Origin of the sequence: Thermincola ferriacetica (genome assembly GCF_001263415.1) — a bacterium.
Classification (GTDB): Bacteria; Bacillota; Thermincolia; order Thermincolales; family Thermincolaceae; genus Thermincola; species Thermincola ferriacetica.
Genome location: NZ_LGTE01000032.1, coordinates 1 through 12879, shown reverse-complemented (window position 1 = coordinate 12879; position 12879 = coordinate 1). Strand labels below are relative to the sequence as shown.

Below are 12879 nucleotides of genomic sequence, written 5' to 3'. Positions count from 1 at the left end.
CTCCTTCGCGAAGCTAAGCTTCCAAATTTTCATATTAGTTTTTAATTTATGCGCTTCGTTGCAGCAAAATTTTTTCTCATAATTTGAGCTTATCGTCCGGTTCCTTGAATTCCTGGTTCTTAAATCTTTCGTCAAAATCCAGACCGGGGAACCTGAGACCGTCATCCCGCTTTTTTCCAGTTAAAGGAGCCTTATCAGCAGGGGTGGCATTACACCACCATTCTTCCTTGGTATTTATAACGACAAACACTCCCATCACTATTTTGGGCAGCAATATCCCAAAAAAACTGCCTACTCCGAATTGAAAACCCGCCTTCGGGATAACGAGATACATAATAATAACCATGATCCAAAAACGTATATGGTAACTGGCAAAGCTTAATACCTTTGCCAGGTCCGGCAGGGCAGACTTAAAAGCCTTATTCAGGATTATACTAACTACACGATAATTCAGAATCATCAAGCCTACGCCAAAGGCCAGTCCGTATGCAAATGACCTAAAACCCGCAAAGTATGTAATGCCTTCGATAAATATGGCTATTATAAAGGTCCATTTGGTAATGCCGCGCTGAACTTCGGGTGTATCAATCGCCATAATTCAGTCCCCTCCTTTTCTAGGAAAGGCCAGGTCATATAGCGATTTGATACCGGCCGCGGTCCCCAGGAGAAACATTATTATTGTCAGCCACGGTTTGGTGCCAAATCGGCTATCCAGCCAATCACCCAAAAAGTAACCAACGGCTACCGACGCAGCCATTGTAGCGCCGGCAGACATAACCAACCCCAGCAACCTGTAGCCCTGGATTCTTTTATCATCATCCCCCATGGTAACACCTCTTAAACGGGGATTAGGCAATCAATAAATTATATGATTTCACTAAATTAATCATGTTATTCATGAAAATATTTCGCAAAATTTCAAAATTTTGCGAAATCCCAGGACTTACAAAAAGACATAAGCACTTTCCGCCTGACTTAAAGCCTACAGCGGCAGTTTATGTCCTTGTACGAAAACTTATAACGCTCTTTATATTCTATCTTTTTTTACAAAATCCTTTTTTTTAAAGAATTTTTTTTGGCTTTTTCCAGCAAAAATCCCTTTGACCGATTATTTAAGCTGATTAAAATCGGCAGGCTTGGCTTCCTGCAGCCCGAAATAGTAAAGCAGGGCCTCACTTATTCTTTGGGAAGCCTGCCCATCCCCATACGGGTTCACAGCATTAGCCATCCTCCCATAGGCATCCGCATCAGTCAAAAGCCTGTTGCAGGTTTCCACTATTTTATCTTTATCAGTACCTACCATAACTACTGTACCCGCTTCTACCGCCTCCGGGCGTTCAGTGGTATCCCTGAGAACCAAAACGGGCTTGCCGAGGGAAGGAGCTTCTTCCTGCAGTCCCCCGGAATCGGTGAGAACCAAATAGGATTTGTTCATAAGATTCACAAATGGTTCGTAATCCAGGGGATCAACAAGATGTACACGCTCCAGCGAGCCCAGAACCTCGTCTACTACAGCTCTGACTTTGGGATTTTTATGTACAGGAAATACCACTTCTACGTCGTGGTGGGCCCTTAGGACCTCTTTCAATGCAAGGTATACGTTGCGCAGCGGACCACCCAGGTTTTCCCGCCTGTGGGTGGTAACTACCAAAACCTTTTTATTGGCAAAATCCACTTTTTGCAATTCCGGATCCCCAAATTCATATCCCTCTCTTACAGTAGCCATTAAAGCATCAATGACTGTATTTCCCGTAACAAAGATACTTTCTTTCTTAACATTTTCGGCCAGAAGATTGGCTTTGGCCGTATTTGTCGGGGCAAAATGAATATCTGCTATAGCCCCCGTCAGTTTTCGGTTCATCTCCTCAGGAAAGGGAGACAGCTTGTTGCCCGTGCGCAGCCCGGCTTCCACGTGGCCTACCTTAATCTGTTTGTAAAAAGCCGCCAAACTTGCCACAAAAGTAGTGGTGGTATCGCCATGGACCAGTACAATATCAGGTTTTTCTTTCTCAAAAACCCGCTGCAGTCCAAGGAGGGCTTTAACGGTAACATCATAAAGTGTCTGGTTGGCAGTCATTATATCCAGGTCATAATCGGGTGTTATGTCAAAAAGTTTCAACACCTGGTCAAGCATTTCCCGGTGCTGGGCAGTAACCGCTACTCTGGCTTCGATTTTTTCTTCCTTTTCCAGGATTTTCACCAATGGCGCCATTTTAATTGCCTCTGGCCTTGTTCCAAATACTGCCATCACTTTTAATCGCTCAGCCATAATTACCTCCTCATCACCCATCCAGGCAAACCAGTTCTACGCCGGCCTCTTCAAAGATTTCCAAGGCCAGGGCATCGGGGTATTTTCCCCGGTAAACAACTTTTTTAATTCCGGCATTGACAATCATTTTGGCACACAAAATACAGGGCTGGTGAGTTATGTAAAAGGTCCCGCCCTGAATATTGATTCCGTGCATCGCCGCCTGAATGATTACATTTTGTTCGGCATGTAGACCTCTGCATAATTCGTGTCGCTCACCTGACGGTATGTTTAACTTGTCCCGCAAACAGCCTGTTTCATCGCAGTGTCTAAGTCCGCGCGGTGGTCCGTTATAACCGCTGGCCAAAATCCTGTTGTCCCGTACTATAACAGCCCCCACTTTTCTTCTTAAACAGGTGGATCTAGTGGCAACCACATCGGTAATTTGCATAAAGTAGTCTTGCCAAGACGGGCGCACCTCATTTACCTCCCCAATGATTAATCCATATAAAGCGGGTATTCTTTGCTTAATTCTTCAACCATCTTCCCGGCCTGTGCCAATTTGCTCTCGTCAGAATAGTTACTTAAAGCCAAATCTATAATTTCGGCAATGCGGGCCATCGCTTCTTCTTTCATACCTCTGCTGGTTACGGCCGGCGTGCCTATCCGGATGCCGCTGGTCACGGCAGGGCTCTCCGGATCGAAAGGAATGGCATTTTTATTAACAGTTATCCCGACCCGGTCCAGAACATTTTCCGCTACCTTGCCGGTAATTCCTTTGTTCCGTAAATCCACCAGCATCAGGTGGTTATCCGTACCCCCGGAAACCAGGTTAAAGCCCCTGTTCATTAATTCACGGGCCAGGGTCTGGGCATTATTAACCACCTGTTCCTGGTAAATCTTAAATTCAGGAGATAAGGCCTCCTTAAAGGCAACAGCCTTTGCTGCGATTACATGCATCAGCGGCCCGCCCTGAATCCCCGGGAATACAGCTTTATCTATAGCCGGTCCGTATTTGGCCTTGCATAAAATCATACCGCCCCTTGGGCCCCTGAGGGTTTTGTGGGTCGTGGTAGTGACAAAATCAGCGACCGGAACGGGGCTGGGATGTAAACCTGCAGCAACCAACCCTGCTATATGAGCCATATCTACCACCAGGATGGCCCCAATTTCCTCGGCAATCTCCGAGAGCTGGACAAAATCTATAATGCGCGGGTATGCGCTTGCCCCAGCCACAATGATTTTTGGTTTGTGCCGGAAAGCGATCTCAAAAACTTTTTCGTAATTGATTCTCCCTGTGTCCTCTTCTACGCCGTAGGGTACAAAATTATAATAGGCGCCGGAAATGTTTACCGGACTGCCATGCGTCAAATGCCCCCCATGGCTCAGGTTCATACCCAATACAGTATCGCCGGGCTTTAACTGGGAAAAATAGACTGCCATATTGGCTTGAGCCCCGGAGTGCGGCTGTACATTAACGTGCTCAGCGCCGAAAAGTTTTTTGGCCCGCTCAATAGCCAGGCTCTCCACGATATCAACGAATTCGCAACCCCCATAATACCTGCGGCCGGGATAACCCTCGGCATATTTATTGGTGAGTACAGACCCCTGGGCTGCCATAACCGCTTTGCTGACAAAGTTTTCCGAGGCAATCAGTTCAATATTGTTTTGCTGGCGGGCTTTTTCTTTTGCTACCGCCTCAGCTACTTCAGGGTCTACCTGTCCGATTTGTTGCAACTCATCCATCTTAAAATCCTCCCCACTTAATAATCACGTTTCTCCTCCAGTTGACATATTTTTTGCACCCTCCGTAAGTGCCTGCCACCGGCGAATTCTGTAGACAGCCATATCTTGACAATATCCCTGGCCAGTCCGGGACCTATTACCCGTTCGCCCATGGTCAGTATGTTGGCGTCATTATGCTCCCGTGATGCTCTGGCGGAAAAGGTATCGTGGCATAAAGCCGCTCTTATGCCGGGCAGTTTATTGGCTGCGATACCGATCCCGATGCCGGTCCCGCATATAAGGATTCCTCTGGTATATTCGCCTTTTTGTACCGCTTTTGCCACCAGATAAGATATATCAGGATAATCAACGGCATCTTCGGAATAGGTGCCAAAGTCTTTGAATTCAATATTTTCTTCCGTCAAAAATTTTTTTATTTCTTCCTTTAAACGGAACCCCCCGTGGTCGGAACCTATTGCTACTTTCAACTCAGTTTCCCCCCATAAGTTAAGCCTTATAAAATAATAAATTTTAAGTTTCTACAAAAATAGTTTTTTCCCTTTTAACTTTCAAAATTTTAACCATTTTTAACCATTAGGAATTTTTTCACCGCTTTTTCAACCAGAGTCCTTAATTCCGCCGCACATTCCCTGTATACTTCAACAGCTTGTCCGAAAGGGTCGCTAACGTCCTTGGCCCCGCAACCGTTGCCTGTATATTCAGCAAGGGTGTATACCTTCTGGGCATATTGGGGAAACCGGTTAACCAATATACGCTTATGTTCAGCAGTCATGGTTAAAATCAGGTCATATTTATCCAGCATGTCAGGCGTCAAGGGCCGAGAACGGTGTTCTTTTAAACTGATTCCTCCTTCCGCCATTACTTCTACCGATTGCGGGGAAGCCGGACTGCCCGGCCAAGCCGCAAGTCCCGCAGAAGCAACTTCTACCTGGCTTTCGGGCGCATTGGCACTAAGCCAATTCCGGGCCAATGCTTCTGCCATTGGACTCCGGCAGGTATTGCCCGTGCAGACAAACAAAATGCCACCGGCCATTATCGCACCTCCGTTTATAATAACAACTTAATGCCTATAAAGATTAAAATTGCGCCCCCTAAAATTACAGCTTTTTCACCTATCCAGCCTCCTACCTGCTGCCCCAGTAGAAAACCGGCCATAGTCATTAACCCGGCTACAGGACCCATTATCAATACCGCCTGGCCCAAAGCCAAATTCTGAGTACCCAGGGAAAATCCAACACTAAGAGCGTCCAAACTTACGCTGCCGGACAAAAAAACAATACCGGCAGTATTGGTCAGAAGTATGTTTGGTCCTTCCGGTTCATCATTTTTTAAGGCGCCGTACAGCATTTTTATACCCAGGTAGAGAAGCACAAGGGCTCCGGCAATACTTGCAGTACGCCCCGCAAAAGCGCCGAAAAGTTCGCCGGCATAAACCCCAGCCAAAGGCATGGCTATGTGGAAGAGCAGTACGGCAGTACTCATGACCAAAATTTGCCGCCTTGTTATTCCTCCCATCCCCAAACCAACTGAGAGAGAAAAAGCATCGGCTCCCAGCGCTGCCGCAATCAATAAAACCGTAACAAAGTCCACTTTTGGCCCTCCTCAATAAAATTCCAGCCTTAGTTTGCCCTAAAAGAACAAAAGTTTCTGCCGAAACCTCATGGAAACTTTTGTTGATTTCCGCTGTTTAGATTAGCTGTTTAGATTATATGAGGAAAAGGCCTGGTCAATTACCTGTGAGGCAGCCTTGGTCAAACGGTTCATGATGGCCATACCAATACCCGCCTCCGCAAAACCTTCAGCTATAATAACATCAGGTTTTTGGGCATCAACCTCTCTTAATACTTTAAACAAGTTCCCCGCTATTTCTTCAAGGTGACCACGATGGCCCAAAATGCCGCAGAGCACATCTTCAAGCGGCAAAATCGCTGCCGTTTCCACACTCACCATAAGGGCTACTTTCATGCCCTTTGACCGGTACCGGTCGGCCAACGCCTGGATTATATCCGCCACAGCTTTCCCCGGCACGGGTTTAACCAGAATTAATTTGGCTTCCGGCGAATAATGACGGTATTTCATACCTGGCGCTTTTGGAGCCTGGTGGATAATTTTATCTACCGACGGTAGGTCCAGATCCACATGACCCAGAATGGCTTCCAACTGCTCCCTGGTTACTCCCCCCGGCCTCAAAATAACCGGCGTGTCGCCAGTCATATCCAGTACTGTAGACTCGACGCCTACCTGAGCCGGACCACCGTCAATTACTGCATCAATCTTGCCCGCCAGATCATCCATTACATGCCGGGCCTCAGTAGGGCTCGGTTTTCCTGAACTATTAGCGCTTGGTGCAGCGATAGGCAGCTTCGCCGCCTTAATCAAAGCCAACGCCACCGGGTGATTGGGCATCCGGACGCCAACAGTCTTTAACCCCCCTGTAACGGTCCGGGGAATATCATCGCGGCACGGCATAATAATAGTTAAAGGCCCAGGCCAAAACACTTCCATAGCGCGCCTGGCCGTTAAAGGCACTTCCGCTACCAGCATTTCTAACTGGCTAAACTCTGCAATATGTACAATTAACGGGTTATCGGAAGGCCGACCTTTGGCGGCAAAAATTTTTTGCACGGCCGGCCCGTCCAGGGCGTTAGCGCCCAAACCATATACCGTTTCTGTCGGAAAAGCTACAACCCCGCCCCGTTTTATAATCTCTGCCGCCTGGGATATGGTCTCTGGGTCGGGATTTTGGGCATCTACCTTTAATAAAAGAGTCTTTGCCATAACATTTTACCCTTCTTTGGGATTAACTAAAGAAGTATTTTCGTTTTTCCCCCGGCCCACAATTATGGCCTTGAGCAGCGGAGGGGTAATAATCGTCGTTATCAGCACCATAACCACGGAAGCGGTAAAAAGGGAATCGTTAATAAGGTTTCTGTTTAATCCGATAGTAGCAATAATCAAAGCAATCTCCCCACGGGATATCATACCGGCCCCAATGACCAGAGAATCACGGTTGTTAAATCCCGCAATTCTGGCACCAACACCGCACCCCAGAATTTTTGTCAGAATAGCGATCAGGGTTATGGCTGTTACAAATAGTATGCCCCCCTGCAGGGAATTTACCTGCGCCAATAAGCCTATACTTACAAAGAAAACAGGAATAACAGTTGTGAAACCTACCGTTTCAGTATGTTCCGTAACCTGGTGACCGAACTTTGTCATGCCGATAAGCACTCCTGCTATGTAGGCCCCGGTAATATTGGCTACACCACTTAATTCAGCCACGTAGGCAAAAACAAAAGCCAACACAAGCCCAGCCGTTGTCAGCCCATGGTTGACAGGCATCTTGTCGGCAAATTTCAGGATCGGCGGAATAAGTTTTTTGCCTATAACCAATGCAACCACAAAAAATATTACCATTTTTCCGATTAAAATTCCCACTGCTCCTATGCCGGAGCCAGCGCCGGCCAAACCGAGCACGAGGGTCAAAACCACAATACCTAATATATCGTCAATAACTGCAGCCCCCAAAATAGTAAGCCCTACCGGAGTCTGCAGCCGTCCAAGTTCCCGCAGGGTAGTGGCAGAAATACTCACACTGGTAGCCGTAAGCAAAGTACCGATAAACAGGGAAATAAAAAGGTTGTGACCCGTTGCCAAACCTATGCCCAAGCCTGCCAATAGCGGTAAGATTACACCGCCAACAGCCGTTAAGGTAGAAGCGAAGCCTGCTTTTCTGAATTCCTCCACATCTGTTTCCAAACCGGCCAGAAACATTAATACGATTACTCCCACTTCCGCCAGTTCTTTGATTATCTCCGTGGGCTGCAAAATTCCCAGCAGTGAGGGGCCGATAATGAGGCCCGCTAAAAGCTTGCCAAAAACGGTGGGCTGGTTCAATCTTTTACTGATGGTCCCGAACAATTTAGTGGCCGTCAATACAATAACCAATTGCAGTAATATACTTTCACTTACCGCCCTTTGCAATTCATGATACCAAGTCATTTATAAAGCCTCCCGTACTTAATTTATGCCAAAGCTACGGAAACAACCCGGTCCCTGCCTGACAAGTCTTTTATCACCCTTATGCCGGAAAAACAAGGTATTTGGGTCAGGAAATCGACCAGAAGGCCGCTTTGGTCATACCCTATCTCCATCAATAACCTGCCGCCTGATTTTAAAACCCGGGGAACCTGCCTGATTAAACTTTTATATAAGTCCAAACCTTCACAACCTCCGTCCAGGGCAAGGGCAGGTTCGTATTTTCGCACTTCATCGGGCAGTTCTTTGAGCGCCTCACCGGGAATGTAAGGCAGATTGGCAGCTATCAAATCCACCCGGAAATTCGGGCGATTAATGAATGGAGTCAGCAGGTTTCCCTGTACAAACTCTATCCTATCGGAAACTCCTAAGTTGATAGCATTTTCCCTGGCCAGGTTAAGAGCCTCCGGTGAAATATCTGTGGCGAACACCCTCGTCTCCGGAAGGTAGTAAGCAGCAGAAATGGCTATCGCGCCGCTGCCTGTCCCTACATCAACCATCAGCGCCGGTTTGATGGCTAAAATCTCTTCCACCAGTATTTCCGTATCCGGGCGCGGTATTAGAACACTGGAATTTACTTTAAAGTCAAGGGACATGAATTCTTTGGTCCCAGTCAAATAAGCAACGGGTTCCCTAAGGCCCCGTCGTTCGACCAGATTGCGGAAGCGGCCAATCTGCTCGTCAGAAAGTACCGCTTCCCTATTCAAATAGAGCTTTGCCCGGTCCATACCCAAAAGATATGACAACAGTACTTCCGCATCAAGGCGGGGCTCGTCTATGCCCTTTTCTCTTAACCTGTTGGTAGCCCATATAAGGGCCTGTGACACAGTCTGAACCACAGAATTAACCTCTTTTACTGCAGATAATTTACTTATGTTTACTTATTGCACTTCTTTAAGTTTTTCGGCCTGATCAGTGGTAATCAGCGCTTCAATAATCTCATCCAGATCTCCTTCAAGAACCATGTCCAGCTTGTGCAGAGTCAGGCCTATCCGGTGGTCGGTCACCCTGCCCTGCGGAAAGTTATAAGTTCGAATACGTTCGCTACGGTCCCCGGTACCGACCTGACTTTTCCTGGTACTGGCCAGTTGATTCCGCTGTTCTTCCTGGGCTTTGTCCAACAACCTGGCCCGCAATACACGCAGGGCTTTCTCCTTGTTTTTATGCTGTGATTTCTCGTCCTGGCAGGAAACTACTATTCCCGTCGGAATATGAGTAACTCTGACGGCTGATTGGGTAGTATTGACCGATTGTCCCCCCGGGCCACTGGAACAAAAAACATCTATGCGCAAATCGTTGGGGTCAATATCCACATCCACTTCCTCCGCTTCGGGCAGAACAGCAACTGTTACCGTAGAAGTATGAATTCGGCCGGAGGATTCCGTTGTCGGCACCCTTTGTACCCGGTGCACGCCACTTTCAAATTTCAGCCTGCTGTAGGCTCCCTGACCCTCTATGAGAAAAATTATTTCCTTAAATCCCCCGATATCAGTAGGGTTGGAACTGAGAATCTCTGTTTTCCAGCCTTTGGCTTCAGCATACCGGCTGTACATGCGGAAAAGGTCACCGGCAAAAAGGGCAGCTTCCTCGCCGCCTGCCCCTCCCCGAATCTCCATAATTACGTTCTTTTCATCATTGGGATCTTTAGGCAGAAGGAGGATTTTCAACTGCACGGAAAGCTTTTCCTCTTTTTCTTTCAGTTCCGCAAGTTCCTGTTCTACCATTTCCCGAAATTCGCTATCCAACTGATCTTTCAATAACTCTTTGGCTTCATCTATTCCCTTTAAGACGGACTTATATTCCCGATATGTTGAAACAATTTCCGTGAGCGCAGCATGGGCCTTTGCATGGCGCTGCCATTGGCTCTGGTCCGCAATAATTTCGGGGTCGGCAATCAGTTTGCTTAATTCTTCGTATTTTTCTTCCAGACTCTGCAGTTTTGCAAGCATTCAACCACACCTCTACACCTTACTTTAACTATTATTATATGGCAACCTGCTCTTCGGTTTTAACTGTTTTTTCTTCCGGCAATATGGCCTTTAAAGCCTTAATCGCCACCTCAATCTGGGCGTCATCGGGTTCCCTGGTTGTCAATTTCTGCAGCCATAACCCCGGAGCTATAATTATTTTCATCAAAGGGTGGCGCGAATATTTCCCGGACAGTTTAATCATTTCATAAGAAATACCGGCCACAATAGGCAGCAAAGCTATCCTGGAAACAATCCTTACCAGGAGCCCCGGTTTACCTAAAAAACTGTATAAAAATATCATTATTACCATAACTATAAGTAAAAAACTGGTCCCGCAACGAGGATGCAAGGTAGAGTATTTTCGCACATTTTCTACCGTTAATTCTTCTTCATATTCGTAAGCATGAATTACTTTATGTTCAGCGCCATGGTACTGAAAAACCCTTTGAATATCTTTCATGCGCGAAATTAATGTCACATATAAAAGAAATATGGATATCCTGACCAAACCCTCAAGAAAGTTTAGCAGATAGACATTATCGATAAAATACAAAAACCTGGCTATTGTTGTAGGTGCTACAACAAACAGTAATATACCCAGCACCAAAGCCACAGCTATAGTTAAACCTAATTCCCAGTTGCTCAGTTCCTCTTCTTCTTCTTCTTCAACAGCCTGGTTGGCTGAAAAGGTAAGAGCCTGGATACCTATGATCATTGATTCAAAAAGTACTATAACTCCCCGTAAGAACGGCCACTTTAAAAACTTCAGTTTATCAGTAATTGATTTGATGGGACGTTCCTCAATGACGATGCTGTCATCTTCTTTCCGAACGGCAATAGCCAGTTCCTTCGGACCCCTCATCATAACTCCTTCAATAACTGCCTGCCCTCCATATTGACAAACCCTACTCAAGGTATCAACTCCCCTTTTATAAATGCGGCGGGACCTGCAAAAAGGGCAGAGCCTCCGCTCTGCCATGCCTCATTACATGTAAACTTTCTGTCATCCTTCATTAGATATAAATTTTATGTTTCTTATAAATTGAATTTTTTCTTAAATTTATCTACCCTGCCACCGGTATCAACAAATCTCTGTTTGCCTGTATAAAAAGGATGGCATTTAGAGCAAATCTCCACCCTAAGTTCTTTTTTGACCGAACCCGTCTCGAAGGTTTCGCCGCATGCGCAGATCACTCTGGCAGGCCCGTAGTCAGGATGAATATCTTTTTTCACGACCTTTCACCTCACTCCAAAGTTCTTTCGAAAGTCAACTTCAATAATTATAACACAACCTTTAGAGTTGCGCAAGATTTGCTTTCCCAAAGGATTTTATTCTATCCTTTATTTTAGAAATCTAGACCTGACGGGTTTGGAAAAACTGCCGATTAAAAGGTCCGGAAACTCTTCCCTGAGACATTCAATTAAATCGGGAATACCCATGGTCTGCGGCTCCCCTGGCGGAATAGCCTGAGCCAGCATTAACGGGTCTATATTTAAATTTCTAAACTGTATCATATCTATGCCAAATTCATCAACCAGATCGATCAAAGCTTCTACTTCCTTTTCCCTGTCAGTAAGACCGGGATATGTCAGCAGGTTTAATGCCACAAATACTTTTTCTTCTTTGGCAATGGCAATGGATTTCTTTACGTCTGTCAAAGAATAGTTGCGGGGACGGTAATAGGCATTATAGGTTTCCTCCAGGGCGCTGACAGTGCTGATACGCAGGGAATCTATCCCGGCTTTGCATACTGCCTTAACCCCCTCCGTAAACCCGCCATTGGTATTCATGTTAATAGTTCCTAAGCCCGTACGGTCGCGTATTCTTCCAATTGCTTCAGCAATCACCTGATAAGCCAAAGCCGGCTCCCCTTCGCAGCCCTGGCCGAAACTGACAATCGCATCATCGGCTTTCACCAGGTGCTCGTATGCTATTTCTTCTATCTCCTTTACCGTAGGAGTAAAAGATATCCTGGTTTGGGGCGACGGACAACATTCAGCCGGCTGTTCGGAAATGCACCCCAGGCACCGGGCATTACACCGGGGCGATACGGGTATCCCCCCCTCCCAGCGTTCGTAAAATATGTTTTGTGCCGTAAAACAGGAATAGTGCAGCGCACATTTGGCCAGTTGGTCTAAAATCCGGTTATTTTTGTGCCTGGCAAGCTTTTGGGCGATTTTACCGGCCAAGTCTTCCGTATTATAGTTGACCGGGTCCCATTTATAAGGGTCATCCGTGGGATAAGCCGCTACATAAACAGTCCCGTCTTGCCAACCCACAGCGGCATAGCCAAACAGCGGCAGATAGGAATCGGTGACCGGTTTATAAGCCGGCACCAGGGTTCTCGTATACCCCTGAGGTAAAAGCGCCCCTACAGCCCACATGGGCCTTCCCTCACCCTTAGCCAGGGTAAAGTTGCCCTTTGCATCAAGGCCAACAGGTATCCTGTCCGGAAGCAGCACTAACGAAGCGCCTTCCGGCAGGGGGATCATTTCTTTAGCCACCGGTTCGACGAATATTTCACCAATACGGCCCACCATTTTTAGTTCCGGGTGGTCATAAAACCGCCCTTCACTATCGGCAAAAATCAAGTCGTACATTGAAATAGCTCCTTGTCCCTGATTCTGCCCTAATTATATCCCATCAGGAGCTGTCAGGCAAGCAGTTCGGGTTGGCACTGTAACGGAAATACCGCTATGGAGGTAAAACAACCGTTGCTCCGAGGCTACGGGCGGAGACAGTGTAAACTCCGTTCAGTTGAAATCACTGAACCCGGCCAAATCGTCATCCGTGACTCGTGGCCGGGTTTCCGGCGTCCGTGCCGGAAACAGTGATTTCAAGCCTTCACTGTCGTTAACACTGTCTATCCGCCCTCC

The 12879-nt window shown here is 46.8% G+C and carries 15 protein-coding genes; all 15 read right to left on the bottom strand.

The annotated features are described in order from the left end of the window. Positions 1 to 76: 76 nt before the first annotated feature. Positions 77 to 595, bottom strand: coding sequence for a hypothetical protein (locus tag Tfer_RS14350; RefSeq protein WP_052218993.1), 519 nt, complete (start codon positions 593 to 595; stop codon positions 77 to 79). A gap of 3 nt (positions 596 to 598) precedes the next feature. Further along, positions 599 to 826: an AtpZ/AtpI family protein gene (locus tag Tfer_RS14345; protein WP_013121717.1), complete on the bottom strand. Its 228-nt coding sequence runs from the start codon at positions 824 to 826 to the stop codon at positions 599 to 601. 282 nt (positions 827 to 1108) lie between these two features. Beyond that, the gene (gene wecB / locus Tfer_RS14340; protein WP_052218992.1) at positions 1109 to 2269 is read right to left on the bottom strand and encodes a non-hydrolyzing UDP-N-acetylglucosamine 2-epimerase; all 1161 of its coding nucleotides are present in this window, start codon (positions 2267 to 2269) and stop codon (positions 1109 to 1111) included. Positions 2270 to 2282: 13 nt separating this feature from the next. Next, positions 2283 to 2726: a deoxycytidylate deaminase gene (locus Tfer_RS14335; protein ID WP_013121719.1), complete on the bottom strand. Its 444-nt coding sequence runs from the start codon at positions 2724 to 2726 to the stop codon at positions 2283 to 2285. Positions 2727 to 2746: 20 nt separating this feature from the next. Next, positions 2747 to 3994: a serine hydroxymethyltransferase gene (locus Tfer_RS14330; RefSeq protein ID WP_052218991.1), complete on the bottom strand. Its 1248-nt coding sequence runs from the start codon at positions 3992 to 3994 to the stop codon at positions 2747 to 2749. A gap of 17 nt (positions 3995 to 4011) precedes the next feature. Further along, positions 4012 to 4461: a ribose 5-phosphate isomerase B gene (rpiB, locus tag Tfer_RS14325; RefSeq protein WP_052218990.1), complete on the bottom strand. Its 450-nt coding sequence runs from the start codon at positions 4459 to 4461 to the stop codon at positions 4012 to 4014. A gap of 89 nt (positions 4462 to 4550) precedes the next feature. Continuing rightward, a complete protein-coding gene (locus Tfer_RS14320; protein ID WP_052218989.1) occupies positions 4551 to 5027 on the bottom strand; it encodes a low molecular weight protein arginine phosphatase in 477 nt (158 codons plus the stop codon). A 14-nt stretch (positions 5028 to 5041) separates the two neighbouring features. Next, a complete protein-coding gene (locus Tfer_RS14315; protein ID WP_052218988.1) occupies positions 5042 to 5584 on the bottom strand; it encodes a manganese efflux pump MntP in 543 nt (180 codons plus the stop codon). A gap of 102 nt (positions 5585 to 5686) precedes the next feature. Beyond that, a complete protein-coding gene (locus tag Tfer_RS14310) occupies positions 5687 to 6772 on the bottom strand; it encodes an L-threonylcarbamoyladenylate synthase (RefSeq protein WP_052218987.1) in 1086 nt (361 codons plus the stop codon). Between the two features lie 6 nt (positions 6773 to 6778). Next, positions 6779 to 7996: a cation:proton antiporter gene (locus Tfer_RS14305; protein ID WP_052218986.1), complete on the bottom strand. Its 1218-nt coding sequence runs from the start codon at positions 7994 to 7996 to the stop codon at positions 6779 to 6781. Positions 7997 to 8019: 23 nt separating this feature from the next. Beyond that, a complete protein-coding gene (prmC, locus tag Tfer_RS14300; RefSeq protein ID WP_052218985.1) occupies positions 8020 to 8871 on the bottom strand; it encodes a peptide chain release factor N(5)-glutamine methyltransferase in 852 nt (283 codons plus the stop codon). Between the two features lie 42 nt (positions 8872 to 8913). Further along, complete coding sequence (gene prfA / locus Tfer_RS14295) at positions 8914 to 9981, bottom strand: peptide chain release factor 1 (RefSeq protein ID WP_013121727.1); 1068 nt, start codon at positions 9979 to 9981, stop codon at positions 8914 to 8916. Between the two features lie 34 nt (positions 9982 to 10015). Then, positions 10016 to 10915, bottom strand: coding sequence for a DUF1385 domain-containing protein (locus Tfer_RS14290; RefSeq protein WP_200901047.1), 900 nt, complete (start codon positions 10913 to 10915; stop codon positions 10016 to 10018). Positions 10916 to 11037: 122 nt separating this feature from the next. Beyond that, the gene (gene rpmE, locus Tfer_RS14285; RefSeq protein ID WP_013121729.1) at positions 11038 to 11235 is read right to left on the bottom strand and encodes a 50S ribosomal protein L31; all 198 of its coding nucleotides are present in this window, start codon (positions 11233 to 11235) and stop codon (positions 11038 to 11040) included. Positions 11236 to 11343: 108 nt separating this feature from the next. Next, complete coding sequence (locus Tfer_RS14280; protein ID WP_013121730.1) at positions 11344 to 12603, bottom strand: radical SAM family protein; 1260 nt, start codon at positions 12601 to 12603, stop codon at positions 11344 to 11346. Positions 12604 to 12879 lie beyond the last annotated feature (276 nt).

Coding starts and splice junctions, on each gene's coding strand:
- Tfer_RS14350 (WP_052218993.1), bottom strand. CDS start 595: ATGGCGATTGATACACCCGAAGTTCAGCGCGGCATTACCAAATGGACC.
- Tfer_RS14345 (WP_013121717.1), bottom strand. CDS start 826: ATGGGGGATGATGATAAAAGAATCCAGGGCTACAGGTTGCTGGGGTTG.
- wecB (WP_052218992.1), bottom strand. CDS start 2,269: ATGGCTGAGCGATTAAAAGTGATGGCAGTATTTGGAACAAGGCCAGAG.
- Tfer_RS14330 (WP_052218991.1), bottom strand. CDS start 3,994: ATGGATGAGTTGCAACAAATCGGACAGGTAGACCCTGAAGTAGCTGAG.
- Tfer_RS14320 (WP_052218989.1), bottom strand. CDS start 5,027: ATGGCCGGTGGCATTTTGTTTGTCTGCACGGGCAATACCTGCCGGAGT.
- Tfer_RS14310 (WP_052218987.1), bottom strand. CDS start 6,772: ATGGCAAAGACTCTTTTATTAAAGGTAGATGCCCAAAATCCCGACCCA.
- Tfer_RS14305 (WP_052218986.1), bottom strand. CDS start 7,996: ATGACTTGGTATCATGAATTGCAAAGGGCGGTAAGTGAAAGTATATTA.
- prfA (WP_013121727.1), bottom strand. CDS start 9,981: ATGCTTGCAAAACTGCAGAGTCTGGAAGAAAAATACGAAGAATTAAGC.
- Tfer_RS14280 (WP_013121730.1), bottom strand. CDS start 12,603: ATGTACGACTTGATTTTTGCCGATAGTGAAGGGCGGTTTTATGACCAC.